Raw genomic sequence first — 23,879 nt, 5'->3', positions numbered from 1 at the left:
TCAGGCCTCGCGAACCCAGTCACCGATAGGCAGCGGCCTGACAGGCGCCTGTTCGCGCAACCGACCCGCATCGCAGACCTTTAAACCGGCCTTTTCGGCAATCAGCTCGACGCTGGCAAGCTGGCAGAAACGCCCCTGACAGCGCCCCATACCGACACGCGCAAGTGATTTGACCCGATTGGCTTCGGCACCGCCATAGACGACGCTTTCACGCAACTGACCGGCGGTCACACCTTCACAGCGACAGACAACGGTCTCGTCGGGAACGGCGCGGACGATATCACGCGGCCAGGGAAAGGCGCGGGCCATGGCGCGGGCGAAACGCTCGAGCCGCTCCAGCCGGCGCAAGTCCGGTCGCGCATCCGGGAAGGGCCAACCCATATCCGCAAGGCAGGCGATCGCGGCGAGACGGCCGGTGACCTCCGCACCATCGGCGCCGAGGATTCTCAGCCCATCGCCAGCAAGATAGAGCCTTTCGCCCGCCCGCCCCATGCGATCGGTGCGGGGCAGCCATTGCAACCAGCTTTCGTCATAGTCGAACGAGCAGCCGGCCAGACCCGCCAGCTGGGTTTCGGCACGCAGATGCCAGCCAAGACCCACCACGTCGCAGGACGCGACACGGCTTTTGCCGCGGGCATCGCGCCAGTGCATGGCGACAGGGCCCCGCTCATCGGTCTCGATCCGCTCCAGCGTCACACCGGCATGGTAAAGCCGGCCGAGCTTCGACCGCATCAAGATGCCCCTCAAAACCAGGGTGGGCCTCGCCAGCATGCCAGGCAATCCCGACACTTGGTTCCGAGACGAGGATGTGTCGAGGACTGCCGCGATATTCGCGCCAGCCTTCAGCAGCTGGGTGGCGATCAGCGTGAGCAATGGCCCCGAACCGGCAAGGACGGTCTGGCCACCAAGCGCGATCCCCTGTGCCTTCAGCGCGATCTGCGTTGCACCGAGGCTATAAACGCCTGGCGACTGCCAGCCAGGAACGGGCGCTAGGCGGTCCATGGCGCCGGTTGCAAGGATCAGGCGGGAATACGTGAAGTCCTGGCGTCCGGCAGGTGTCAGTGCCTGCAGAAGATTGCCTGCCGTCGAAAGCACGGAGCTTTGGGGGTGATAGTCGATCGCTCCGACCGCGACCATGCGGTCGAACAGGGAGTGGAGTGCGACGGCCTTGTGGGCTTCCGATCCGTAAAGCTGCTTCGGCGATCTCGTAAAACCCTCTGGCGACCGACGATAGATCTGGCCGCCGCCCTTGAGCCCCTCATCGATGACGACGGGTCTTATCCCCGCCTGAACCAGAACCTCGGCGGCGCGGATACCCGCGGGACCGGCGCCGACGATAACCACCTTTTCTCCGCTCTCGTCGGTCATGGCCAGATCTCCGGAGGCGCGGTTCGCAATTGCATGCCTTCGGCAATCAGGGTCGAACAGGCCCGAAGCCGCCGACCATCCTCCTGCCAGAGCCAGCAGTCCTGGCAGGCTCCCATCAGACAGAAGCCGGCCCGTTTTTCCGGCCCGAACTCCGATTGCCGCACGGCAGGTGCGGAGACGAGCACCGCGGTCAGCACCGTGTCCCCGGAAAGCGCCTTACAATCGACACCGTCCAGTCTGAACCGGACCTGCGGCCTGCCCTTTTCGGCAAGGCGCCTTATTCGCCCTGCAGGCCGGGCAGATTGCAATCCGGATGTCATTCCGCAGCCTCTTTCCGCTCGACGACGGGTTCCGGCATATCCTTGAAGCGTGCCTGGACATCCGCAAACGCCGCCGCCACGCCGTCTGCTCCGACACGACCCGTCATCCGGCGAAAGATCTCCGTCTTGGTGAAGAAGCGCCAGTGAATCGGAAGGCCCTGCAGGATTTCGGTCAGCAGATCATAGGCTTCTCGAGTCCATTGTGCCTCATATCCATCGCGCTCGGGGCCATAGTGGAAATGCTCATCCGGCACCGCGCGGGCGGCCCTCAGCTTTTCCGTTCCCGCCTCGTCCACCACGCCATCCTTGATGACAACGCCATAGTCACGTTCGGCAGCCTCGGCCGAGACGTAACCGCGAGCGACATCTTGTGCCACGCGCCAGACTTCGCGTTCGATCGGATTGCCGCGTCCACCGCCACCGGCAGACCGGATTTCCAGCACATCGCCGGGCTGCAGGATGGCGGTGTCGATATTGCCAAGCCGCTTGAATTCGTCGCTGCCGGGGTTCAGCACCATGTCGGAAAGGCCCGCCGCTTTGCCACCCAGTGTGCCCCAGGGGCGGAAGAAGCTGCGATCGCGGTTGCGGGCGGTGATGCGGCTATCCGGTGAAAAGACCCGGAAGGCCATTTCGGTTGCGAGACCACCGCGCCAGCGCCCCGCACCGCCGCTATCCCTGGCGAGCCCATATTTGACGAACTCGATCGGCACTTCCGTTTCAGTGATCTCTATCGGCGTGTTTTTGAGATAAGCCGCATCGGCGCCGGAACCATTGGTGCCGTCCCGATAGGGCATGCCTCCACCGCCGCCGACCACGGGATTGACTGCGGCGATAACCGTTCGGCCATTGCGTTCATCCGTTGTCATCACGTTGACGATGCAATTGTTGCCGGCCGGCGCTGCCGGCAACCTATCGGGCACCGCCTGATTGAAGGCGCCGAAGACGACGGAGCGAAGACGCGCGCAGGTGAGCGAGCGCATACCAACGGCTGCCGGCGCAATTGGGTTCAGCACGCTGCCCTTCGGTGTGATGCAGGTGAATGGCCGCGTCAGGCCGGTATTGAGCAGGATCTTCGGATTGAGCGTGTAGAGAATGTAATAGACACCGACCAGAAGCATGGTATGGCGCGGGTCGCCACCGGAGGGAACGTTGAGAGAGGAGCCGAGCTGCGGATCCGAGCCCGTGAAATCGAGGATTGCCTCGTCACCGCGGATCGTCAGCGTCAACTTCAGCCGGCAAGGATTGGCCTCGACGGAATCCTCGTCGGCATAATCGACGAATTCCCAGGTACCGTCCGGCATCGAGCGCAGAATATTGCGCGCTTGCGCCTCGGCATGGTCTAGCAAGACCTCGGTGCCTTCGAGAAAGACTTGCTTGCCAAATTTCTCGACCATAGCGAGGATCTTGCGTTCGCCCGTGTTGAGCGCCCCGACGAGAGCCTTCATGTCGCCGATATTGAGGTCGGGCTTGCGGACATTGGTCGTCATGATCCTCAGGATCTGCTCGTCGAAGACGCCTTCGTTGACCAGTTTCATCGGCGGAAATCGGATACCTTCCTGATGAACTTCCGTCAGTGCCCGCGATAGCGAGGCGGGCACGGCGCCGCCCATGTCGGTATTGTGGATATGGCCGCCCGTCCAGGCGATGATCTCGCCCTCGTAGAAGACCGGCTTCCAGAGATGCGTGTCCGGCGCATGGGTGGCGACGAAGCAGGAATAGGGATCGTTGGTGAAGGCGACGTCGCCGGGCTTGTAATCGGCGATCATGTCGATCGCACGGGTATAGGTGAGGCCAGGATACCATGTGGCGCCAAGCCCCATCGGTACGCCAAAAGTCTCGCCCTTGCGGTTGACGAGCATGACAGTGAAATCCTCCGTCTCCTTGACGAAGGCTGAATGGGCCGTACGCTGCAGCGTATAGGCCATGTTTTCGGCAGCAGCACGGGTGTGGTTGGCGAACACCTGAAGGTTCAAGGGATCGAACATGAGCTGTTACTCCGAAAAGGTGAGGTGCAGATTCAGGTGGCTGTCGACTTCGACATGCGTCCCACCCGGAATGGCGAAAGTCGTGTCCTCCTGGGCAACGACGGCCGGCCCGGAAAAATGGCTGCCGGGGCGCAGGCGGTCTCGCCGGTGGAGGCCTATCCACTCGATGGTCTTGCCGGTAAAGACCGGGATCTCACGCTCGGCATTGGCCGCTTCGCCGCCTTCACGAGTGTCGACCGGGAATTCCAGAACTGGGCCCGCGCCGATTGCCGAAAGACGCAAGTTGACGATCTCGATCGCACCATCAGGATCATCGAAATCGTAGAGCCGTGCATGCATGGCGTGAAATGCTTCCTTAATCGAAGCCAATCTGCCTTCGGCAATCCAGGCTGCCTGGATCGGCACTTCGATCTCGAAGCTCTGGCCGAGATAACGCATGTCGGCGGAGATATTCAGCGTCGCGGCCCCGGCATGGCCCTGCTTCGCCAGCCAGTTACGCCCTTCAAGGGCAAGCTCTTCAAGAGCGCCGCGCAGCTGCGGCGCGGCCTCTTCGGAAAGATGGGTAAAGACGGTGCGGATGAAATCGCCACGCAAGTCGGCGACCAGACCACCAAGCGCGGAGACGACGCCGGGCCGCGGCGGGCCGATGACCTTGGCCATCTTGAATTCGCGAGCCAGAAAGGCGCCGAGCATAGGACCACCGCCGCCAAACGGCATCAGCGTGAACTCGCGCAGATCGACGCCGGCACGCGATGCCAGCTTTTCGACTTCGACGAACATTTCCGAAATGGCGATGTCGAGAATGGCCTGGGCTGCCTCTTCTGCCGTTCGGCCGATCTTCTCTGCCAGCCGGGTTAGGGCCGCGCGAGCAAGGCCAACATCGATCTGCAGTTGCCCGTACGCCATCTGGCTATGGCCGAGCCAGCCGCAAACGGCCATGGCGTCGGTGACGGTCGCCTGTGCTCCGCCGCGACCGTAACAGGCTGGGCCGGGTGTCGAACCCGCCGATTCCGGGCCGACACGCAGAACGCCCTGCGCATCGACACTTGCGATCGAACCACCCCCGATGCCAATCGAGCTGACGGAGACGGAGGGAATATGTAGCGGGAATTCGCCGATCAGCTCACCGGTTCCGAATTGCGGCTCGCCATCGATGATCAGCGCGAAATCCGCCGAAGTGCCGCCGATGTCGAGGGTAAGAATATGCTTTTCACCGGCGCGCCGGGCAAGCCAGGCGGCACCGATGACGCCGGACGCGGTGCCTGACAGCAGCATCTGAACGCAGGAACGCTTGCCTTCGTCGGCATTCATGACGCCGCCGTTCGACTTGGTCAGAAGTGCCGGCGCCGTCACGCCACGCGACAGCAGCTTTTCTTCGAGCGCTGTCAGATAACCGGAAACACGCGGATGGACGTAACCATTTAGGATGGCGGTCGTCGTCCGCTCGTATTCACGGATCACCGGCCAGACCTCGCAGGACGTGAATACGAAGAGCTCAGGCGCGATACGGGCGATCTCCTGCTTTACGGCCGCCTCATGCGCATCGTTACGCCAGGAATGCAGGAAGGAAATGATGATGCCAGCCGCACCATTCGCCTTTGCCCTGGCGACCGCTGTCGCGACGACCGAAAGATCCGGCGCCTGCGCTTCGCTGCCATCTGCCCGCAGGCGGGCCGGAATGCCAAAGATCATGTCGCGGGCAATCAGCTGGTCCGGGCGGGCACAAAAGAGCGAATAGACGTCGGGCATCCTGAGTCGCGCCAGCTCGATCACATCTTCGAAGCCTGCATTGGTCATCAGCGCCAGCGATACGCCACGACGCTGGATCACCGTATTGATGCCGACCGTCGTCCCATGAACGAAACGGCTGACGGAAGAAGGCTCAAGTCCTTCCCGTTCAGCAAGAAGCGACAGTCCCGTCATCAGTTCAGCACCCGGATCATCGGGCGTCGTCAGGACTTTGAGGGAGGCAACGCGGCCAGAGCGTGTTTCAAGAGCACAGAAATCGATGAAGGTGCCGCCGATATCAACGCCGATTTTCCAGTCCTGCTGGTCGAAGGCGCCTTTGCCGGGCGTGGCCGAATTGTCCATTTCCAGGGTCCTTTCCTGCTGCTTGTCATGAAGCTGACACGGATTGGCGAAGCTGGTCCAAGAGCGAAAAAGCCACGTCCCATAAGTCGAGCTTATGTTTTGGTTTCCGCTGCCCATAGGCCCGACTTATGGGAGGCCGAGAAGCTCGACTTTGACACCGTTGGCTGCTCCCGAAATGGTGAAGGGCATGGAAGAGACAATGGAAACGGCTTCATGGATGTGATCGTTCTGGGAGGCGGCTTGATGGGGGCCGCATCAACCTATTTTCTCGCCCGGCGCGGCCTGCGGGTAACGGTGATCGAGAGAAACCGGGTCGGCAGCGGCGCGACCGTCGCCTCCTTCGGCAATATTCGCCGCAGCGGCCGTTACCTGCCCCAGCTTCCCCTCGCCCGGCGTTCGCTGACACTTTGGGGAAAGGCAGCTGAAATGCTGGGGCGGGACGTCGAGTTTCGCGCGACTGGGCATGTCCGGCTCGTTTTCAGCGAAAACGGGCTGAAGGAAATGCGCAACTTCACCGAGGCTGCGAGGCCCTGGGGCCTTGATCTTGAGGAGCTTGCACCAACAGAACTCCATTCAAGGTTCCCCGGCCTTGGTCCGGAAGCGATCGCCGCATCATTTTCGCCGGAAGACGGTAGCGGCAATCCGCGGTTGATTGCACCTGCATTCGCGGATGCCGCAAGCCGGATCGGCGCCAATATCGTCGAAAATGTCGATGTGCGGGCCATTCGCAGGACAGCCTTCGGTTTCGAGGTCGAGACATCGGCTGGCACCTATTCGGCCGAAGCCCTACTCAATACGGCCGGCGCTTGGGGAGCCAGCATCTCCGCCCAATTCCGCGAACCCGTCCCGATCGTCGCAAAAGGCCCGCAAATGGGCGTGACCGAACCCTTGCCGCACCGCGTTCTGCCGGTCGTCGGTGTCTGGGCGCATGACCATGGCGGGGGCTATCTGCGGCAGGTCGAGCGGGGAAACATTATATTTGGCGGTGGCGCGGAAAGGACAGATGTTTCGCTCGACAGCGGCCACGCCAAGGCGGATCCAGCTCGCCTGCCGCCGCAATTGCGCGCGCTCCTGCCGATCTTGCCGGCGCTGGCTAATGTCTCCGTCATCCGCACATGGTCCGGCTGCGAAGGATATGTCGCCGACGGTCTTCCTGTCATGGGACCGTCGGCCACGACACCCGGGCTCTTCCATGCCTTTGGCTTTTGCGGTCACGGGTTTCAGCTGGGGCCAGGCGTCGGTGACGTCATGGCGGAACTAATCGCGACAGGTGAGACGGAAACGCCCCTGTATGAGTTCCGTATTCAACGGTTCAGCTAGCCGAACATGGCACTCCAGGGTCCTGAACCAATTCGAGCCATCGACCCGTGCCGTGGATTCGCTAAGCCTCTGGAAAACGACTCACTCACACGGAAATGTCGGTCATGACCACCAAGCCTCGCAGTAAGGACCTCGTAGCGGTGGCCAGAAGCCTGGCCGCGGAGGTCGCGCCTGCTATCCGGCATGCTGACCTGTCCGGTGCGGCCGAGGGCTGCCGGTTGTGTACGCAGGTCTCGCGCAGGGCCGTCCGGCCTCGGCGATGGTGCCTTAACACAACCCGACGCTCTTCGTCGGCGACGAGCCAGTCTCAGCGCTCGACCTCTTGGTTCAGGCACAGGTCGTCAATCTGCTCGTGAGCTGAGGTGCGAGCGTGATCCAGCGATGCTTGTCGTCGCGCACGACCTTGCCATAGTGCGGCACGTCTTAGATCGTGGGATGGTCATGTATCTCGATAAGTTCAACGAGACTGGGCCGAAGCAACCGATCTTCGGTGTGCAGGCAAACCAAGAACTTGCCTTGGGAGGGACTGACTGATTTGGAGCCGAGTATGGGACGGCTATCCATCGGCGCGGGGTTGGTTCGGCTTTTGCGGGTGCTGGTTGGGTCCGACCGTATATCCAACCTGTAGGTGCGGCCTTATATATGTCGTTAACCATAATGTTGTTCGCGCGGCTCAAGGCCCGATCTGTGAAAAAGAAGCCGTCCTCCCTCAAGATAAAGAGGATCATAGTAAGCCTGTGAGATGCCCGGGACGGACTCAGGTCCGTTTCTCAACGCTGCCCTTGCCCCCAGTTCTGCTACCCTCTAAGCTTGTTACCGGTGGACAAGGGGACGGGCGCTATGATCAACCCCCGAGAGCAAGTTATTAGCTGCTTTAACGAGAGGGGTTCCGTGGTGACAATTATCAAAGCCATGCGTAAGCCCGATCCAGATGCTGTCGATGAGGCGCCTTTAACGGTGATTTATTATACGGTGGACGGATACCTCGTAGAGCTTCTGCCCGACGGAAACTTCGAAATCGTTCTCACTCGCGAAAAACTCACGCGCGCTAAATAGCGAAGGACGTGGGATCATTCCTGGGCACCTTGTGACCAGCTGATCTCAGTCGTTTACGGTACTGGCCCGTCCCCAGAACAGATGCCAAGAAATTGAAGGAAATTGATAGGCGATGTGCAGAATGCTGGAATCGCTAGATCGCTTCCGTGTGTTGCGGCAGCAGCGGCCGGAGACTTGGTCAATGGGTTCTTTTTGGGATAACGCATTCTGATCAGTTGAAAGCAATGCTCGAGCCATTGGCGTAAGCGCTAACTCCGGCTTGCATCGAGAATGGTCGCATAGAGGCGCCCGCGCCGCCTAGAACTGATCTCAGCCGGCCGTTATGGCACGCGGATCAATCAGGCTTGGGCTGCGTCCCGCCGCCTGAAAGCGATGGTTACCGCCATGCCCTTACCCAGCTCGGACTCCACATCGATCTCGGCGTTGGCGTTATGTTTGACCGACTGGACGATCATGGCGCTGAGCTTGCCTCGTCGAGGCCAATCGGCCTTGTTGGAAAGCCCGACCCCGTCGTCAGCCACGATGACCTTGCATCCTTCGTCGTCAACAGTGCAACGGACCTTGACCTCACCACCGTCGCGACCGGCGAAGGCATATTTCAGGGCATTGGTCATAAGCTCATTGACCACAAGACCCACGGGCATGGCGACATTGACCGAAACCGGCCAAGCGTCGACTTTCATATCCAGGCGGATGCCTTCGATCGCATGTGCCGCCATCACGGATGAAGCGATCTGGCTGACATAAGTCCCGAGATCGACAGTTTCGGTTTCGCTGCCGGCATAAAGCGAGCGATAGAGGATAGACAGGGCTTCGATCCTGCCCGCCAGTTTGTTGAAGCGATCTGTCTCCTCGAGGCGTTGCGCGTTACGTGCCTCCATCCGGATCAACGCGGTGATCATCTGCAGGTTGTTTTTGACCCGATGCTGAAGCTCTTTCAGCAGAACGTCCTTTTCAGCAAGCGCTTCCGTCAAAACTGACGCCTCGTCCGGACGTTCGCGCTCTGACATCGCCAGCAATCGAAAGAGAGGCTGCCCGGCGTCTCCAACAATGGTATTTGACCAGGCATCAACGACCCGCTTCTCCGCGCCCGCCGGCAGACTGAAAGCCCCGAGATATTCTTCGTTTTCGAGCAATGCCGCAGCGAGTTCAGGTCCACCCGCCAAAGCAGGGGCCGGAGGGAGGATAGACCAGGATTTCTCTTGCAGTTGTTCTGCCGAAACGCCAGTCAGACGTTCGAATTCGATATTGCCGTAGACAAGGGTTTCGTCCTCCCCCAGTTCGGAGACCGCGACTGCGAAGGGGACATGGTCGAGAAATTGCCGGAAGCAATTGTCATCGAGCGCTTCGGCCAGATGCGGAAGATCGGAAACGGTTGGAGGTGGCGGCGGGTTTGGTTCTTCAGGATTTGTCATTGGACATCCGCGCTGACAGCACGCGAGAGTCCATATCATGGCATTGAAAGGGACGGCTAGCTATTTTGTCGATGGTCGATGCAGCCCTTCACGAAATCACGCGCCTTATCGCTTCAATGACAGCTTGATGAGTGTAGGGTTTCGGGAAAAACAGCGAACTGTCCGGCGCCTCGGTCCGCTCTATTCTTCGCTTGCCGGAGGTGATGATGATTTTGACAGCCGGCCATCGATCTTGGACCGTCCAAGCGAGCTTCAAACCGTCAACCTTCCCATGCAGATCAATATCGGTAAAGATCGCAGCTATCGAGGCCTCAGCAGCAAGAATTTCGAGAGCATCTTCGGCGTTGGCTGCTTCCAAGGTGTGGAAGCCTGCATCGCGCAAGTCGTCTGCCACAGCCATGCGGATCAACGGCTCATCCTCGATGACCAGAATGCTTGTCTGCGGCATGAATTGTACCGATCTCGTTTGCTCAGACGAAAAACTCGTTGGATCCCCAACATGTTCCTACCGGCCCGGCGCCGGTATCAGCTTCAACACCTACGACCCCATCCCGAGGCCGAAAGGAACAATCTCGCGCTGCAGATTGAATTTTCGAGACACCCAAGTTCCTGAACGAAGTGCTTCTCGTGTACAAAAAAGAGGTCGTCTTGACAGACTGCCCGTCATTGCGTCCTCCATCTGCTAAAATGGTACGAGGGATCGGTAACTCTAGTCGTCACTCAGGGACGCGGACCCTACGCGCCACCTCTTGAACCGTGATCCTGTTTTACTAGATCATTTACTGCCGGCTGCCAAAGCGGGGCCGCTTCGTTAATCAGGCGTCGAGGGCGTCTGAATCAGACGCTGTCTTGTACCCATGTTGCTTCAAAGGAGGATGTGGCTATGAGAACCACCACTTTTGATTTCTCTCCCCTGTTCCGGTCGAGCATTGGCTTCGATCGCATGCTCAATGCGCTCGAGGCCGCAAACCGCGTCGAGTCGATCGACAGCTGGCCGCCCTATGACATCGTCAAAACCGGAGAAAGCGACTATCGCATCGCCATGGCGGTCGCAGGCTTCTCACCGGACGAGATAACAGTCACGCAGGAGCAGAATATGCTCGTCGTGGCGGGTCAGAAGGAGGACAGCGAAGAGGGCCAGTATCTGCACCGTGGTATCACCGGCCGCGCGTTCCAGCGGCGGTTCGAGCTTGCCGACCATGTCAGGGTCACCGGAGCAAGTCTCGCCAATGGCCTTTTGACCATCGATCTGAAGCGGGAGATTCCCGAAGCGATGAAGCCGCGCCGGATCGAGATTTCCAGCGATCGGGCTTTGCCGAAGGCCGAAACCAAGCAGATCGAGTCTGACAAAAAAGCGGCAGCCTAAACCTGCGACAGCGGAACATGGTCCAGCTGCCGAGCGTGGCTCGGCAGCTGCGGCGAAGCTCTGCCTGCAAACAGAGAAAGGAGATGGCATGAAAGAGGCCGCACCCACTGAAAGACCGGATCACTGAGATGCAGGTGATGATGGAGGGACAGTCACACTTCCAGCCTTTCGGCTTATCCTATTGGGGTTTTGCAGATCTCAATAAGGGAATTGGAAGCACGACCGCCTCTTATGAATACCATATCGGGGTCGACTACCACAAATCTTACAGCCATTTTGGTGGTGCAGGATTGTGCTGGTAAGATGCTGCGCTCCGGTCGGGTTAAGAACGACCGCCAGTCGCTGGATGGATTTCTCCAGCACTACCGCGAGAACAGCCACGCTGTTGTCGAGGCGACCCGCCACTGGATGGTGATGTACGATTGGCTCGACGACATTTGTGATGATGTCGTTCTCGGGCCGGCGCCGCAACATCCAACAAGTTCCATAGGTCAGTCAATGGAGCAGTTTATGAGAGAGGAAAGCGTCAGATATCCGATCGAAAACACAGCCACCGCAGCGATCAGCGCCGGGCATCTGCTTCACCCGTCAAGGCACTTCAATCACCCGCGTGAGGTGCTTGCCGCCAAGGACATCGGCAAGGAAGAAAAGCGGGCCATTCTCGCTTCTTGGGCATCCGATATCTATGCAATCGAGTCGATCCCCGCTCTTCGCCTTTATCCCGGCACGGACAAAGCGGTCTCCTATTACGAGATCATTGAAGCGCTGAAGGCCCTGGACATGGCCGATGAGCAATGCGGTCATCAGGGCGCGCCGGATTCCCCGACTGCTTACAAAACCTGATACTGCCGTCTTGCCGGCCATCGGCTCATTTTAGAAAGCGGCATTCATAAGCTACAGGAACGCGCTTCTACCGGAGACACCGGTTGTATGACCGTCTCTTTTGGGTCGCTCTTCAGACAGCGCCGCCGTAATTGATTTGTAAAGCGGATTGGTCGGCAGGTCCTCTATCAAGATCTTCAGCTTCAGCTGCCAATTGGGATACTCACTCGAAGTACCGGGGATATTTGTGGCAAGACTTTCTCCCAGCAAGTCGGATAGGCGCACCGTCACCAACATGCTTGATGCCCTCGCCAGTAAGCGGTGTAGACCGATCGCGACGTCTGGGACGATCGCGCCACCTTCAGCGGTGATAGCCATGTCGGGCGGTAGAAGACCGGTCTGCACCAATCCCTGAAGCAGCGCCCGTTTCCGCTTCTGCCGCTCGGAACGCAAGTGAGCGGCGGCCTCGTGATCGATGCGCCCGAGGTTTAGCTCTAAGGAGATATCGTCACAGCGCCACCAGCCGACCAGCGGTGGAAGATCGTGGGTCGAGAGACAAGCAAGCGAATACCGGGGAAGAGTTTTCGGCGCGAAGCCCTCATCATCGGCATCCTCGAAATAGAGAACCCGGTAACCCAATACACCCGCGTCCTCGATTGCAGGCCGAAACCCTTCCGGTACATTTCCGAGATCTTCCCCGACGATGATCGTCTTTTTAGCTTGGGAGATTTCCGCGAGGCTTTGGATCATCTGCGGAAACGGGTAGCGCAAATAGGCTCCGACAGCTGGCCTTTCTCCCTCGGGGATAAGAAAGAGCTGCCACAGGCCCATAGCATGGTCGAGCCGCAGTGCTCCTGCATATGCCATCGAGGCGCCAATCAGTTTCTTGTAGGGGGATGTAGCCCGGTCCATCAACGGCGCAGGCGATAATGGCACCAGGCCCCAGTCTTGCCCAGCGGAGCTAAAAGCATCGGGGGGCGCGCCAATATGCACTCCTCGAAGAACCAGGTCCGGCCTCGACCAGGTCGAGGATCCGTCCGGGACTTCACCCACGGCGAAGTCGAAATAGAGACCGATGCTGAGGCCGGCAGCCCTGGCATCGGCTGCGACTTCTTCGATCTGCAGGGTCGTCAGCCACTGAAGCCATGCGTGAAAATCGACCTGATCCTCGTTTGCCGCAGCAAAATCCTGGACCTCTGAGCTTCGGGGGTTACGGAACGATGGAGGCCAGTTCAACCAGCCGCTGCCGTGACCTTGCGCCGTCATCTGCCCTGAAATGGCTTCGAACAGGCAATGTCCATAAAGGTCACTGCCGCCAGTGGCTTTGAAATGTTCAAAAGCGGCGCTGCTGAAGCGGGGACTTTGCCGATCACCCGATTTCCAGCGTTGCCAAAGGATCTTGAGCGTCGCGAGCTTGACATGTGTCACCCCCACATAGTCCACGGTTTCAGAATATCTCAGTTTTGCAATCATTTTTTGGTCGACCATATCCTCGGAAAACCCCGGAACGCGGTCGACGGCTATGTAGAGAGGGTTAAAAAACAGGCGGTTGGACGGTGAATAAGGGCTGCAGCGACTTGGATCTGACAAAAAGAGCGCATGGAGCGGGTTGAGCCCTATGAAGTCTGCGCCGGACATTGCAGCGATCTGACAAAAGTTCTTCAGATCCTCAAAGTCGCCTATTCCGTGATTGCGGGAAGACCGAAGTTCATAAAGCTGGACAGAAATCCCCCAGACACCATTCTCCTGAAGCAGCTTCGGAATATAGCATCTCGCGCCTTCCGGAACTTCCAGGCGAGGCGGTGGTCTTTTTCCAACTGATTCAAGCGAGCTCCGATCTAAAAATCCCAACGCTTGCAGGAGCCGAAGCCTCGTTGTGCGCGGAACCTCCTGCACGACACCCTGAAGATCCTTATAGCTGGCCTGCATTCCGAGCGCCTCAGCCAGCTCATCAATCGCGATCTCGTTTTCGTCTGGTGGATTTATCATCCAGATGGTCCTTGCTGCCCACGCGTATGTGGCGAAGCAAACAGGCTTCTCCTCCCAAGGTTCCCGATCTTCATAAATGATGATGCGGTCCGTTAGCTTGTCGCGACCTCAAGAAGCATCAGAATTTGTATCCCACAAAAAGAGAAACGGAGGGCTGCAATGGCTTCTCCACGATTGGGCTGTCAGCCGCGTCTCCGGTCAATATCCCGAGTTCGGCCTGCCCCCGCACAAGCCAATGCTCATCGAGAAGATAGGTGGCCGAAGCGGAAACATCGACGCGTTTCAGGCCCGCTTTTGCCTTGTATTCGGGCAAGCCGGAGGCTGCCGACTGGGCGGCATTCACACCAAAATAGGCTTCCATGTGTTTATCGTTGGCGACAATCGCCTCGGCCTTGGCGCCGAGAATGAGTTTTTCCGTCACAGGCTGGGAATAGCCGATGCCGAACGTACCGATAAGGCTCTCGCTGCCCTCGATCGTTTGCTCCATCTCGGCGTAGAATTCAACGGGACCTAGTTCATATGCCGCTTTGACACCGACTGTTGCCGCGAAATCGATGTCGCCCAGGCCTCGAAGCCGATCATCATCACCGTCGTCCCTGCCTGATTCATAGCCAATCTTTCCCGAGAGCGAGAAGCCGCCGTAGCGAAAGGGCGTGACGGCGGCGCCTGAAGGATCAATCTCCAACCAGTCGTCATACGTGAAAAGGACCAAGGGGATGGGGCTGATCTTCAAGTCACCGCTACCCTCATATTCCGGCTCGTATTGAGCGCCACCGCCGACAATCAGGCTCCACTGCCGCTCAGGAAGCTTCTGATCGAACCTCCTTTGATCAAATTCCTCCTGGGGGACAGGTATCTGCTCTTCGGCCGCAGCGTCGGCGGCAAGCACGCCCGGCGCAATTCCGACAACGCCCATTGTGGCCCCAAGAGCCCATAAGGAAACACGCCTGCTGTCTGGCTTTGTGAAAAACATGAGGGCTCCAACGAGTTACTTTGCCGCCGGATCTGTCGCGACGACATGCGGATTCCTCTTTCCAGATCGGGCACCCTTCGAACATGTCATTGTGTTAAGGTATGTTACGGTCAGGCTCGCGAACGACTTCCACCCTGCGGCAGGACTCATAGCCAGCCTGTGACGCTCTTAACGTGTCGGTGCTTCTTGTTTTCAAGCAGGCGCTTTGGCTATGGGATAGCAATCCGGCCGCAACAAAATGTAACATCATATATGGCCAGGCATTTCTTGGTTCATGTTACATGGAGACAGCCTGATTTGAGAACGGAAGATCATGAGAGTGCGTGTCCCACCGGGCCTGAGGACTATCCAAGGGCAGATCACCGCTCTTGCCATACTCGCCCTGTTGATAATCATCGTACTGGCAGGGCCTTTGCTCGAGCGCTGGGTCCGGGACGATTACAAGATGTTGGATATCGAAGAGATAGCCGAACACGTCCAGGCCGTGAGCGGCCTTTTGGCGGTAGCCGCGCCAGGTGAGAGGCAGGTCATCCTCGACGCGGCCCGGCGCGCGGGTTGGGATTTCACGCTGCAGCCTTTGTCCTTGAGTGAAAAGTTTACAACGTGGTCCCCGGAATGGACTTTCTGGGCTCCGGTCATCGAATGGCTGTTCCCTCCCGACAATGCAATTTCACCATTAGGCGGATGGAGAACCTTTCTAAACGGGGACCGCATTGTTGCAATGCGAGTGGACGATACAACGATGTTGTTCACACCTGTCTCATCCGACCCTTTTCTGACGAGTGACTTCGTGGGGCGCGGCTCCTATATCCTGGTCGCCCTGATTACCCTCATTCTTCTTTTCTCTGCTTTTGCCGTTTGGGCAATTATGCTGCCGTTGCGGCGCATATCCGTGGCAGCGATGAATGCGGACATTTCAGATGACGGAGAAGTGTTCGAGGAACGCGGCAGCGCTGAACTCGTGGCCCTCGCCAAGGCTCTGAACAGCATGCGAAAACGGATCGCGATCATGGTGGAATCGCGGACTCGCATGTTGCGGGGCATCAGTCACGATCTTCGCACCCCTCTGACGAGGCTCCGGCTAAAGGCCGAACGTTTGCCGGCAGATCCGCTCCGGGAGGCCCTATTGTCAGATATAAATCATATCGACCGGTTGTTGGGTGAAAGTCTCGACTATCTGCGTGACAGCTACCGCAAGGAGCATGTCGAGCGGATAGACATTGCCAGCACTGTGCAGACAATCTGCAGCGAATTCGCCGATACAGGCTTCGACATCTCCTATAGGGGGCCGAACAGGCTGATAGTCAACTGCAGGCCGCTCGCCATCACCCGCGCTGTCACCAATCTCTGCGATAACGCCACCAAGTTCGCGAGCCAGGTCGTTGTCGATCTATATGCCGGTAGCGAAACGATAGCCATTGACGTCATAGACGATGGCCCGGGTATTCCCGAAACATTACGGCAGCGCGTTCTGGAACCCTTCTTTAAGATTGATAGCGCACGGAACGATGCGAATTCCGGATTTGGGCTAGGGCTGTCGATCGTCGCGGAAATCGTTCAAGCCCACGGGGGAGCGCTGGAATTCCTCGACCGCCGGCCAAACGGTTTTGTCGTCAGACTCATATTGCCTGCGCAGTGATGGTCTGTGACTTGTGGCGAAGGGGGCAGGACCTCGCTCGTGCACATACACACACCCACACAAGCGTCGCGTTATCAGAACTTGGAAATCCAAAGCATGAGCACGAGTTAGACGTGCTCGACCTTGGCGGTGAACATATATCCCCCAAGCCTTACGGTCTGAAGCAGTGCCGGCTCCCTCGGGTTGGCTTCGATTTTCTGTCGAAGACGGCTGATATGGACATCGATACTGCGCTCGATTGGACCCGCCAGACCGGAATGCGTCAGTGACAGAAGCTCCTCGCGGGTGATGACACGGCCGGGATTTCGGCAAAACGCCAACAAAAGATCCAGCTCTGTCGTGGTCAACGCCACGCGCGCATGACTTGGATCATGAAGCTGGCGGCGCATTGGATCCAGCTGCCAACCATCGAACCGGAGTTTTTGATGGCCAGAGTTCTTGATGAAGCCATACGAAGCTCTCCTCAATAGGCTTCGAACCCGCGCAACAACCTCTCGGGGGCTGAATGGCTTCGTAACGTAATCGTCAGCTCCGACCTCCAATCCTACGATCCTGTCAACCTCCTCGCCGAGTGCGGTTAACAAGATGATTGGAATTGTCTTTTCGGCGCGAACCTTCCTGCAAATGCTCAACCCGTCCTCGCCCGGCAGCATGACGTCAAGAATGATGAGATCATAAGGATTGTTGCGCAGAAGCGCCTTCATCGCGCCGCCGTCTTCGGCAACGGTGGGTGTCATACCGTTATCCTGCATGGTAAGCGCGAGGAGGTTCGCGATTTCGCGATCATCCTCCACAATCAAAATCCGCGCATTTTCCAAATTTGACTGCATGGTCTCTTGCTCCAATCCGCTAATTCTGCATGCCGCTTTAAGACCAGATATTTTGACTTGTTAAGATTTGTTGCAGCCGGGACGAAGCGATGCCTCTTAGCATATGGGTGGTTGTGGATCTCAGGCCAGAGGTTTTTCGCCGGACTACAGGAGCGGAAGGCCGAATAGCAGATCCTCGGCCTTCCGCGACCGCGCCACTTCGCCAGCAGTGGCGCTATAGCGGTGATCGGATACGCTCAGTCTCAGCCGACTGGAGGTATGGCTTGAAGATCCTGGCGATCCGATCACCGAAATCGGAAACGATGAGATGAAGCGAGGGGATTACGATCAGCGAGAGGAGTGTTGAGACCAACAGCCCGCCGATAACTGCAATAGCCATTGGCGCCCGAAATTCGCCTCCATCACCCACGCCAAGAGCCGAAGGGATCATGCCGCCGGTCATGGCGAGGGTCGTCATGACGATGGGGCGAACGCGCTCGGCACAGGCCTCGATGATCGCATCGACCCGCGAAAGGCCGTGCGCCTCCCGCTCGATGGCGAAATCGAGGAGCATGATGGCGTTCTTCGTGACGATACCCATCAGCATCAGCATTCCGATGACAACCGGCAGCGATATGGCGCTGCCGCTCAACCACAGCCCCGCGACGACACCGCCAATCGACAGAGGAAGAGACGCCAGGATCGTCCATGGCGCCAGAACGCTGCCGAACAAAAGTATCAGCACGACAAGAACGAGCATGATGCCCGATCCCATCGCCACCGCAAAGCTCTCGAAAACAGTGCTTTCCGTGTCGGAGTCTCCCGTTGCCTGAAGGCGGACGCCTTCCGGCAGGTTTTTCACACTTGGGAGTTGGAGCAGGCGCTCCATCCCCTGTCCGGATGTCAGCCCATCCGCCATATCCACGCCGATCTCGATCCGACGCTCACGATCGAGCCGCTCGATGGCTGAGATCGTCTCGTCGAAGCTGATGTCGGCCACGGACGACAGCGGGATACGAGTGCCATCGACGGCGGCGATGGTTAGCATTTCGAGCGTCGAGAGATCGTCACGGCCGTTAGGGTCAAGAACCACGCGAATGGGGATTTGCCGCGCGCCATCGGTGAAGCTTGGCAACTGGCTGTCGACATCGCCGACGGTGGACAAGCGGATGGTCTGGGCAATCGCATCCGGCGAAACGCCGAGCGTGGCGGCCTTGTCCGTTTGGACCTGGATCCTGAGCTCCGGACGCATGACGCCATTATCGATGGCTGGAGCGACAAACGCCGGATCGGCTGCCAGTTCCGCCACGATGGCATCGGCGGTCGCCAAGGCCGCATCGGTTCCCAGCAGCGCAAAGGACAGATCACGGCCACCACGCTCGTTGAGAAACCTCAGCTTCACATCGGGGATGGAGGCCAGCCTTTCTTCGATCTCGGCTTCCAGCGCAAACGAGGAGTGATCCCGCTTGGTCTTGTGGACAAGATCGATGAGAATGACCGCAAAGCGAACATCCTCCAACCCCGTGATGCTTGCACCGGCACGGGCAAAGACTCCTTCTACTCCGGGAAACTTACTGACGCGGTTAGCAATTTCGTCCGATACCGCGCGTGTCTCATCAAGGGTGGAACCGGGCGGCAGTTCGGCCGAGAGGGTGAGGCGTCCGGTATCCTCCTCCGGCAGGAAACCGGTCGGCAGCGACGAAAAGGTGAGCATTGCGAGGGCGAAGGAGCCTACAGCCAGACCAACAGTCACCCACCGCAAGTGCAGGCTCACCCGCAGCAAGTCCTGGTATGCCAGAATGAAAGTCCTCTTCTTATGCTCCACCGGAGGTGTTCCGGTCATGACATACGCTGCCAGGACAGGGGTAATCAGCCGCGCAACCAGCAGCGAGAAGAACACGGCGATCGCTACCGTCAGGCCGAATTGGCGGAAATACAGACCCACCTCGCCTTTCATGAAACCCACCGGTGCAAACACGGCGATGATGGTGGCGGAAATGGCAATGACGGCAAGCCCGATTTCGTCGGACGCGTCGAGGGACGCACGATAGGCGGACTTGCCCATGCCGCGATGGCGCACGACATTTTCTATTTCAACGATCGCGTCGTCAACGAGTATGCCGGTGACCAGCGTGATCGCCAGCAGGCTCAGGATGTTGAGGGAAAAGCCGAGAAGATCGATAACAAAGAAAGTGGGAATGATGGAGAGCGGAAGCGCTACCGCGGCGACAATCGTCGCCCGCCAATCGCGCAGGAACAGAAAAACGACGATAACAGCAAGCGCGGCACCCTCCACCAATGTGCTCATGGTCGAGGTAAAATTGCCTGCCGTATAGGTGAAGTTGTCGTCGACGAGGCTGAAGCGCACGTCGCTGTCGCGAGCGCCCATCTCCACCAGCGCTTTCGAGACCAGGTCCGCAACTGATATTTCGCTTGCGCCTTGCGACGGATAAACCGAAAAACCCACGACGTCGCCTCCCCCGAGCGTGGCGAATGTACGCGCTTCCGCCATACCGTCCTCGACCCTTGCGAGGTCTCCCAGCCGGACAGAGGCGTGGGGAGAAAGCGCAATGCGGTGATCGGCAAGTTCTGTAACGGTGTTTGCCGCCGCAACCGTCGTCAGGGCCTGCTCGCGACCGCCGAGAGAGCTCCTCCCGCCGGAGTTCTCAATCTGGCCTTGCGAGAGACTCTCATTGACGACGCTTGCAGAGAGGGAAAGCGCCTGCAGCCGGCCGGGATCGAGTTCGACGCGAATTTCCCGATCAGCCCCGCCGACACGCTCGATCCGTCCGACACCTGGCAAGCCCTGCAGGTTGCCCGCAACCACATCGTCTATATACCAGGAAAGATCGGCGACCGTCCTATTTGCACTCGACACTGCGTATGTCACGACCGATCGCGCTTCTTCCTCAACCCGCTCGACAACAGGCTCATCGATGGCCGCAGGCAAGTCGGAACGAATTTTTGCCACTGCATCTCGTACGTCCACAACCGCCCGGTCAGGCGAAACCATGCCCAATTCGAACTCCACATTGGTCACCGATCGACCCTGACCAATGGTCGAGGTGATTTTTTTGATACCGGTCAGCGGCGCGACGGCGTTTTCTACCAGCCGCGTCACTTCAATCTCGAGTTCGCTCGGCCTCGCTCCGGATTGCTCGATCGTGACCTTGACCAGCGGAGTTATGACCGCGGGGAAATAGGTAACCGGCAATCGGGAGAAGCTGTAGAGTCCCGCCACCATCAGGATGACGAAAAGCAGAACCGATGGCAGCGGATTGCGGATTGCCCAGGCCGAGACGTTCGGGTTCATTGGCGCACCGTCCCTTCGGAACGGTCGAACGCGGCCGTCTGGGGAGGCTCCGACCGCAGGCTGTCTTCCTCTGACACGACAACGGGCGTCACTCGATCCTGATCCCTCAGGAAGCCGCCTGCCTTCAGCACGACCATTTCGCCGTCCTCGACACCCTCGATGATCTCGACGAAGTTGCCCTGCCGCAGGCCAATCTGGACGGCCCGTGTTTCAACGACATCGTCCTTTACGACATAGACACTGTGGGAACGGCGCGTGCTTCTGACGGCCGTCGCCGGCAGGAAAACATTCGTCCTCGTCGAAGTATCGATGACAGCGCGTGCAAATACACCCGGAATAAGGCCTTCGCTTCCATCGAGCTCGATCCGAACCGTGCCGCTTCGCGTTTTGGGTTCTATTTGAGCCGCATTCAATCGCAGCGTGCCACCAAGCGGTTCGTCGCGACCAGGCACGGTTACTTTCGCGCGCATGCCCTTGCTCAGCCGGACAAAATTCGTTTCCGTGACTTCCGCTACGAACTCGATCTTGCCGTCCTTGGCAAGGCGAAACAGCGGGGTTCCCGAATCCGAAGTCATAATACCAACTCGGGCGTTCCGCTCCAGAACGAGACCCGATTCTGGCGCGCGCACGGTGCTCCTGCTGATCGTCAGCTCGATCTCCCTTCGTTCCTGCGCGATCAACTGCTCCTCGGCGCGCGCTAGCGCCAGTGACTGTCGCGCAAGTGCCGTCTCCACAAGGGCCCGGTCGTAAGCGTTTTGACGTTCATCCAGAACCTGATCAGCGATAATTCCCTTCGGTTGCAGCGTCAGGCTCCGGTCCAGCTGCTTTCGAGCCTCCCGCTCGGCAACAAGTGCAACCTCAATCTTGCCGCTCTCGACAGCCACGGCGGCTCTGGCGCGCAAGGCCCCTACCGCATTTTTGTCAAGCGCGAGCATTGCATCAGCTTGGTCAAACACGGCGAGCGGTTGACCCTGTTCGACCGTCTGGCCGACTTCCGCCAGGATCTGCTGTATTTCCCGGCCCGCAACCAGGGGCTGGACCATAACCTCCTCGCGAGCCGCGAGGGACCCCACGACCGATATTCGCTCGACAATATCGCCCTGTTTGGCAAAAGCGACTGTGACAGGCGCTTTGTCCCGTGCCAATGCAGCTGATCCAAGGACAGCAAACCCAAACGCGAGAACCATGGCCCCTTTGCCGGGCAGCCAGAGAGAGCAGAACCTGCTCAACCACACTTTTATAGTCATGAAGCGACCTCTCTTCTGATGCCTTGGCCATAAAAGACATCCGGCAATTCGGGCCGCACCCTAGTGACATTGGAGGATCGCAACGTTTTATCGCGTTAAGATTTGTTGCGCTTCAACAACCCACGCTCGTTCGACAGTTCCTGGTGGCTATCGCAGGGTTAGGCGCACGAGACGGTTCCGTGCGGAAAGCCAGGGCGTTCCTGCGATCTGTCGACGCCGTCGTCAGTGGTGCCTCTCATAATAGGAAAGGGCGACCTATCCGGTAGAGCGCCCTGAGAGCGCTGCAGCTATTCATGACCGCCAGGTCGAACCGATTTGAAATTATTGGAAATCTACCGAAACCGATCGCAACAAATAGCAGCACCAACCTCGCCAATTCCCGCCTAAGCCGAACTCCTCACTTAACGGGAGTCGCACACCTTGATCACGATCGTATGCATGAAATGGGGCGCCGGATTCACGGCCATGCACGTAAATGCACTCTATGCCGGTGTCTTACGGCACATGGAGGAGCCATTCGAATTTGTCTGCCTGACCGACGACGGGTTTGGTCTTGCGTCGGGCATCGCGGTGCGGCCCATACCTGAACTTGCTCTTCCAGAGGGTGCTTGGAGGAAGGGATGTTGGCCAAAAATCGGAGTATTTTCGCCAGATCTTTTCCCGTCGGCAGAGGCGGTGCTGTTCCTTGACCTTGACGTCATCATCCAACGCTCTCTCGCTCCCTTCCTTGCCATTGTCCGAGAACGCCGGCACCTCGTCATTCAGCGGGAGTGGAATCCGGATCTTTGGAACCTGCTTCCCATGTGGCTCAGACCAGATCGCGGAGCACAATCTTCGGTTTTTGGATTTTGCCCTTCAACGGCCGAAGCCATATTTAGCGACTTCGCCGCCCATACTGCCGAACGCATCAAGTCATTCAAAAACGACCAGACCTACCTCACACAAACGGTGAGACGGAGAAGCTACTGGCCAGCCGGCTTCTGCGTGAGCTTCAAAAGAAGCTGCACGAAATATTTCCCGCTCAATTTGCTCTTCCCGAAGGTCCGGCAGCCAAGCAAGGCCAGGATTATCGTCTTTCATGGCAGACCTCGGCCGTGGGAAACAATGGTGAGAGAGGGTGAGCGCTGGGGCTCAAAGCGACGCTTTGGTATCGGTCCGGTTCCATGGATCAGACAGTATTTCGATCAAGGTGATGCCATGCTCACGTCGTTGCACGCTATAAATAAAGGAGGACCACAGCTTGTTTCAGAGAAGGCTCCCGCGTCCTCTCCACGTCCTAGATCACACGGGAATCGTGAATCAGAGGAAGGCCAGCAAGCTCCTATCATGGCCTGCGCTTGCGGATGCGATTGTTCAACGAACAACCGATTCTTCTCCGTTTCCAAATAAGTAGGTCCTTTTGCCGTGACCAAATTACTTCATGCCGTACACCGCATTCTCCTTTACGTTCCTCATCGCGATATCGCGGGCAAACTCCTGGAGAGCCTTGCGTCCCAAGGTTATTTGGCCGCGGCGGTTGCAGATCATGAAGAATTTTTAACGTCGCTCAGACAGGATCATTATGATGTCGTCGTGACCGGAACGAGACATGTCCGCGAAGTCAGGGCCGGAGGCCATCATCCTATCATCAACTACGAGGTCTTCATTCACCGACACCAATCAGGGGAGCCCAGAACCTATTTTCATATGGATGATTTCATCAACCGTATCCGCTTCTATACAGGAGCGGCGGTTTGAGGCGGCTTTTCTTCCTTGAAACAAGACGAAGGCCAAAGTCGATCGCCGGTAGCTATAACCCCCGCCATCCCAAGCCATTGCTAGGTTGGGAACTGCGTTCCTCCCACGAGGCCCTTGCGAGTAGCGCTCTTATTCAGTTTGAAATCCGAGGCGTGCCGCCAGTCTTCGAGCATCATCCACGCGTCGGGAACGTCATTGGACTGGTGGGTCTCGTAGCGTAGGCAGCCTTCCTCCTTGCGGGAGGGAGAGACGAGCCGAAGCAGTTCATCGCGAGCGGCCCGGCTTCGCCGTGAAGTAGGCCACGTTGGTGAGGTCAGCCATTCCGGTCTCTTTGTTCGTTAGGGCGACACCCGCATGGTTACGGAATGTCCGGAAAAGATCCCTCGCGCCTTTGCGGGAGCGACGATTTGGCATTCAGCTTGCGCCACG

The 23,879-nt window shown here is 58.4% G+C and carries 17 protein-coding genes and 3 pseudogenes; 8 read left to right on the top strand and 12 right to left on the bottom strand.

Features of this window, described 5'->3' with window-relative positions; genetic code table 11:
- The 4 genes from C5L12_RS12245 to C5L12_RS12230 are packed head-to-tail and all read right to left on the bottom strand — an operon-like array spanning position 1 to position 5,764.
- Positions 1-1,368, bottom strand: coding sequence for an NAD(P)/FAD-dependent oxidoreductase (locus C5L12_RS12245; protein ID WP_105372326.1), 1,368 nt, complete (start codon positions 1,366-1,368; stop codon positions 1-3).
- Complete coding sequence (locus tag C5L12_RS12240) at positions 1,365-1,688, bottom strand: (2Fe-2S)-binding protein (RefSeq protein ID WP_105372325.1); 324 nt, start codon at positions 1,686-1,688, stop codon at positions 1,365-1,367. The genes C5L12_RS12245 and C5L12_RS12240 overlap by 4 nt, the downstream gene beginning before the upstream one ends.
- On the bottom strand, positions 1,685-3,673 hold the full coding sequence (locus tag C5L12_RS12235; RefSeq protein ID WP_105372324.1) for a hydantoinase B/oxoprolinase family protein: 1,989 nt from the start codon (positions 3,671-3,673) through the stop codon (positions 1,685-1,687). The genes C5L12_RS12240 and C5L12_RS12235 overlap by 4 nt, the downstream gene beginning before the upstream one ends.
- 6 nt (positions 3,674-3,679) lie before the next feature.
- Positions 3,680-5,764, bottom strand: coding sequence for a hydantoinase/oxoprolinase family protein (locus C5L12_RS12230; protein ID WP_105372323.1), 2,085 nt, complete (start codon positions 5,762-5,764; stop codon positions 3,680-3,682).
- Between the two features lie 213 nt (positions 5,765-5,977).
- On the opposite strand from C5L12_RS12230, the gene C5L12_RS12225 reads away from it, so the two are divergent.
- On the top strand, positions 5,978-7,084 hold the full coding sequence (locus C5L12_RS12225; RefSeq protein ID WP_105372322.1) for an NAD(P)/FAD-dependent oxidoreductase: 1,107 nt from the start codon (positions 5,978-5,980) through the stop codon (positions 7,082-7,084).
- Positions 7,085-7,978: 894 nt separating this feature from the next.
- On the top strand, positions 7,979-8,140 hold the full coding sequence (locus C5L12_RS12215; protein ID WP_157949042.1) for a hypothetical protein: 162 nt from the start codon (positions 7,979-7,981) through the stop codon (positions 8,138-8,140).
- A gap of 338 nt (positions 8,141-8,478) precedes the next feature.
- On the opposite strand, the gene C5L12_RS12210 is transcribed toward C5L12_RS12215, so the two are convergent.
- Positions 8,479-9,555, bottom strand: a complete 1,077-nt coding sequence (locus tag C5L12_RS12210) for a sensor histidine kinase (protein WP_105372320.1) — start codon at positions 9,553-9,555, stop codon at positions 8,479-8,481.
- A gap of 88 nt (positions 9,556-9,643) precedes the next feature.
- Entirely contained in the window at positions 9,644-10,003 is a 360-nt protein-coding gene (locus C5L12_RS12205; protein ID WP_105372319.1) for a response regulator, read from the bottom strand.
- A gap of 435 nt (positions 10,004-10,438) precedes the next feature.
- On the opposite strand from C5L12_RS12205, the gene C5L12_RS12200 reads away from it, so the two are divergent.
- From C5L12_RS12200 to C5L12_RS12190, 3 genes and pseudogenes are all read left to right on the top strand, one after another.
- Positions 10,439-10,921 (top strand): Hsp20 family protein, encoded by a 483-nt coding sequence (locus tag C5L12_RS12200; protein WP_105372318.1) that lies wholly within the window; start codon positions 10,439-10,441, stop codon positions 10,919-10,921.
- Between the two features lie 128 nt (positions 10,922-11,049).
- Positions 11,050-11,377 (top strand): annotated as a pseudogene (locus C5L12_RS12195) (IS110 family RNA-guided transposase); the annotation flags it as partial.
- 54 nt (positions 11,378-11,431) lie between these two features.
- Positions 11,432-11,752 (top strand): annotated as a pseudogene (locus tag C5L12_RS12190) (hypothetical protein); the annotation flags it as partial.
- A gap of 63 nt (positions 11,753-11,815) precedes the next feature.
- Here C5L12_RS12190 and malQ read toward each other — a convergent pair.
- Both malQ and C5L12_RS12180 read right to left on the bottom strand, forming a co-directional pair.
- On the bottom strand, positions 11,816-13,732 hold the full coding sequence (malQ, locus tag C5L12_RS12185; protein ID WP_105372317.1) for a 4-alpha-glucanotransferase: 1,917 nt from the start codon (positions 13,730-13,732) through the stop codon (positions 11,816-11,818).
- A gap of 118 nt (positions 13,733-13,850) precedes the next feature.
- Positions 13,851-14,648 (bottom strand): MipA/OmpV family protein, encoded by a 798-nt coding sequence (locus C5L12_RS12180; protein ID WP_245422873.1) that lies wholly within the window; start codon positions 14,646-14,648, stop codon positions 13,851-13,853.
- A 370-nt stretch (positions 14,649-15,018) separates the two neighbouring features.
- On the opposite strand from C5L12_RS12180, the gene C5L12_RS12175 reads away from it, so the two are divergent.
- Positions 15,019-16,344 carry an ATP-binding protein gene (locus tag C5L12_RS12175; protein ID WP_105372315.1) on the top strand — a complete coding sequence of 442 codons (1,326 nt, stop codon included), beginning with the start codon at positions 15,019-15,021 and terminating at the stop codon, positions 16,342-16,344.
- Positions 16,345-16,451: 107 nt separating this feature from the next.
- Here C5L12_RS12175 and C5L12_RS12170 read toward each other — a convergent pair whose 3' ends face one another.
- The 3 genes from C5L12_RS12170 to C5L12_RS12160 form a co-directional block, all read right to left on the bottom strand.
- On the bottom strand, positions 16,452-17,174 hold the full coding sequence (locus tag C5L12_RS12170) for a response regulator transcription factor (protein ID WP_105372314.1): 723 nt from the start codon (positions 17,172-17,174) through the stop codon (positions 16,452-16,454).
- 214 nt (positions 17,175-17,388) lie between these two features.
- Positions 17,389-20,466, bottom strand: coding sequence for an efflux RND transporter permease subunit (locus C5L12_RS12165; RefSeq protein ID WP_105372313.1), 3,078 nt, complete (start codon positions 20,464-20,466; stop codon positions 17,389-17,391).
- The gene (locus C5L12_RS12160; RefSeq protein ID WP_157949041.1) at positions 20,463-21,611 is read right to left on the bottom strand and encodes an efflux RND transporter periplasmic adaptor subunit; all 1,149 of its coding nucleotides are present in this window, start codon (positions 21,609-21,611) and stop codon (positions 20,463-20,465) included. The genes C5L12_RS12165 and C5L12_RS12160 overlap by 4 nt, the downstream gene beginning before the upstream one ends.
- A 522-nt stretch (positions 21,612-22,133) precedes the next feature.
- On the opposite strand from C5L12_RS12160, the gene C5L12_RS28135 reads away from it, so the two are divergent.
- Both C5L12_RS28135 and C5L12_RS12150 read left to right on the top strand, forming a co-directional pair.
- Positions 22,134-23,102: a glycosyltransferase gene (locus tag C5L12_RS28135; RefSeq protein WP_157949040.1), complete on the top strand. Its 969-nt coding sequence runs from the start codon at positions 22,134-22,136 to the stop codon at positions 23,100-23,102.
- Positions 23,103-23,117: 15 nt separating this feature from the next.
- A complete protein-coding gene (locus C5L12_RS12150; protein ID WP_134101867.1) occupies positions 23,118-23,450 on the top strand; it encodes a hypothetical protein in 333 nt (110 codons plus the stop codon).
- Positions 23,451-23,581: 131 nt separating this feature from the next.
- Here C5L12_RS12150 and C5L12_RS12145 read toward each other — a convergent pair.
- Positions 23,582-23,771 (bottom strand): annotated as a pseudogene (locus C5L12_RS12145) (antibiotic biosynthesis monooxygenase family protein); the annotation flags it as partial.
- Positions 23,772-23,879: the final 108 nt, after the last annotated feature.

The organism is Neorhizobium huautlense (assembly GCF_002968575.1).
GTDB lineage: Bacteria > Pseudomonadota > Alphaproteobacteria > Rhizobiales > Rhizobiaceae > Neorhizobium > Neorhizobium huautlense.
Note: the sequence above shows the minus strand (reverse complement) of the source record. Positions and strands in the feature narration are given on the sequence as shown.

Excerpts from the sequence above, each read along its gene's own strand:
- C5L12_RS12240 (WP_105372325.1), bottom strand. The coding sequence starts at position 1,688 with ATGACATCCGGATTGCAATCTGCCCGGCCTGCAGGGCGAATAAGGCGC.
- C5L12_RS12205 (WP_105372319.1), bottom strand. The coding sequence starts at position 10,003 with ATGCCGCAGACAAGCATTCTGGTCATCGAGGATGAGCCGTTGATCCGC.
- C5L12_RS12170 (WP_105372314.1), bottom strand. The coding sequence starts at position 17,174 with ATGCAGTCAAATTTGGAAAATGCGCGGATTTTGATTGTGGAGGATGAT.
- C5L12_RS12235 (WP_105372324.1), bottom strand. The coding sequence starts at position 3,673 with ATGTTCGATCCCTTGAACCTTCAGGTGTTCGCCAACCACACCCGTGCT.
- C5L12_RS12165 (WP_105372313.1), bottom strand. The coding sequence starts at position 20,466 with ATGAACCCGAACGTCTCGGCCTGGGCAATCCGCAATCCGCTGCCATCG.
- C5L12_RS12230 (WP_105372323.1), bottom strand. The coding sequence starts at position 5,764 with ATGGACAATTCGGCCACGCCCGGCAAAGGCGCCTTCGACCAGCAGGAC.
- C5L12_RS12210 (WP_105372320.1), bottom strand. The coding sequence starts at position 9,555 with ATGACAAATCCTGAAGAACCAAACCCGCCGCCACCTCCAACCGTTTCC.
- C5L12_RS12245 (WP_105372326.1), bottom strand. The coding sequence starts at position 1,368 with ATGACCGACGAGAGCGGAGAAAAGGTGGTTATCGTCGGCGCCGGTCCC.
- C5L12_RS12175 (WP_105372315.1), top strand. The coding sequence starts at position 15,019 with ATGAGAGTGCGTGTCCCACCGGGCCTGAGGACTATCCAAGGGCAGATC.
- C5L12_RS12180 (WP_245422873.1), bottom strand. The coding sequence starts at position 14,648 with ATGGGCGTTGTCGGAATTGCGCCGGGCGTGCTTGCCGCCGACGCTGCG.
- C5L12_RS12225 (WP_105372322.1), top strand. The coding sequence starts at position 5,978 with ATGGATGTGATCGTTCTGGGAGGCGGCTTGATGGGGGCCGCATCAACC.
- C5L12_RS12200 (WP_105372318.1), top strand. The coding sequence starts at position 10,439 with ATGAGAACCACCACTTTTGATTTCTCTCCCCTGTTCCGGTCGAGCATT.
- malQ (WP_105372317.1), bottom strand. The coding sequence starts at position 13,732 with ATGATAAATCCACCAGACGAAAACGAGATCGCGATTGATGAGCTGGCT.